Here is a 2,091-nt window from a genome sequence, read left to right on the forward strand (position 1 = left end):
CATCTGGGAGCGTTCGCCCCTCATGAAGCTGGCCCATGCCGGAGAACTCAAGGCCTACAAGCACAATGGGTTCTGGCATCCCATGGACATGCTCAAGGACAAGCTGGAGCTGAACAGGCTGTGGGACGAGCATAGGGCGCCGTGGAAGACCTGGGAGGCCTGAGCATGGATCTTGAGTTCTTTTCCGGCAGGCGCGTGTTCGTCACGGGGCACACGGGCTTCAAGGGAAGCTGGATGTGCCGTGTGCTCGTTGCGGCCGGCGCGTGCGTGACCGGCTACAGTCTTCCGGCGCCCACCGATCCGAATCTCTTTTCCCTGGCGGGACTTGAAGGTCGGATGCGCAGCGTCATCGGCGACATCCGCGACTACGCCGCTCTGAAGAAGGCCTTCGACGAGGCCCGGCCGGAAATCGTGATTCATCTTGCCGCGCAGCCCATCGTGCGCGATTCCTACAAGGATCCCCGCTACACCTACGAGACCAACGTGATGGGTACGGTGAACCTGCTGGAGTGCGTGCGTCTTTCCTCGGACGTGAAGAGCGTGCTCAACGTGACCACCGACAAGGTTTATCACAACAATGAGTGGTGCTGGGGGTATCGGGAAAATGAGCCGCTTGACGGCTTTGATCCGTATTCCAACAGCAAGAGCTGCTCGGAACTTGTCACGCACAGCTACAGAAACAGTTTTTTTGCCGATGGGACAATTGCCGTGAGCACGGCCCGCGCAGGCAACGTGATAGGCGGCGGCGATTTTGCCAACGACCGCATCATTCCCGACTGCGTGCGGGCGCAGCAGGCGGGCAGGGCCATAGGCGTGCGCAATCCGTTTTCCACCAGACCGTATCAGCACGTGCTTGAACCGGTCATGGCCTATCTCATGATTGTGCAGCGTCAGTGGGAACAGCCTGAGCTTGCGGGCTGGTACAACGTTGGGCCGGATGACTGCGACTGCGTGACCACCGGCGAGCTTGTGGATCTTTTCTGCACTCTCTGGGGCGGAAACGCGCACTGGGAAAATCAGGCCGAGGCGAACGCGCCGCACGAGGCAAACTTTCTCAAGCTCGACTGCACGAAAATAAAGACGACCTTCGGCTGGACGCCTCGCTGGCATATTGCCGAAGCCGTAGAAAAAACCTGTGAATGGTCGAAGGCATGGCTGGCGGGAGAGGATCTTCCCTCGCTCATGGATGCACAGATACGCGAATACCTGAATGGTCGGAATGAAACGAGCGCGCTGCCGCGCTGAGGGCATGGAGAGAAAACATGAGCAGAACTGCGGAAGACATCAGAAACGAAATCAAGAAGCTCGCCGTGGAATACTATGAACTTGCGCGTCCCGACAAACGGCGCGCAGGATACATTCCCGTGTCCGGCAAGTCGCTCGGTTCCGAGGAGCTCTGCGCCATGATGGACGCCTCGCTGGACATGTGGCTCACGGCCGGACGCTTCAACGCCGAGTTTGAAAAGGACTTTGCCGCCAAACTGGGAGTGAAGTACGCGCTTTCCACCAACTCCGGTTCCAGTGCCAATCTGCTGGCGCTGACGGCGCTCACTTCGCCGAAGCTTGGGGATCGCCGCCTGAAGAGGGGCGACGAAGTCATTGCCGTGGCCGCCGGATTTCCCACCACGGTGAATCCCATTCTGCAGAACGGCCTTGTGCCGGTCTTCGTCGATCTGGAACTCGACACCTACAACATCGACATCAGCAGGATAGAGGAAGCCGTCACCGACCGCACCCGGGCCGTGTTCATTGCGCACACCCTCGGCAACATGTACGACATGGATGCCATGACGGATCTTTGCCGGAGGCACAACCTCTGGATGATCGAAGACAGCTGCGACGCCCTCGGCGCAAAGTGGAACGGCCGATATGCCGGCACCATAGGCCACATAGGAACGTTCAGTTTCTATCCCGCGCATCACATCACCATGGGCGAAGGCGGAGCCGTCATTACGAACGACACCCTTCTTCACCGCATTATTCTGTCCGTGCGCGACTGGGGCCGCGACTGCTGGTGCCGGCCCGGCACGGACAATACCTGCAAAAAGCGCTTCAGCCTGCAGCTCGGACATCTGCCTTTCGGCTACGATC

At 59.3% G+C, this 2,091-nt stretch carries 2 protein-coding genes; both read left to right on the top strand.

The window, feature by feature from the left end:
• Positions 1-141: 141 nt before the first annotated feature.
• Positions 142-1,245, top strand: coding sequence for a CDP-glucose 4,6-dehydratase (gene rfbG, locus ACZM96_RS10170; RefSeq protein WP_489488903.1), 1,104 nt, complete (start codon positions 142-144; stop codon positions 1,243-1,245).
• 17 nt (positions 1,246-1,262) lie between these two features.
• The coding region (gene rfbH, locus ACZM96_RS10175) for a lipopolysaccharide biosynthesis protein RfbH (RefSeq protein ID WP_489488904.1) at positions 1,263-2,091 on the top strand (829 nt) is incomplete at its 3' end.

Source organism: Mailhella sp., from assembly GCF_057866825.1.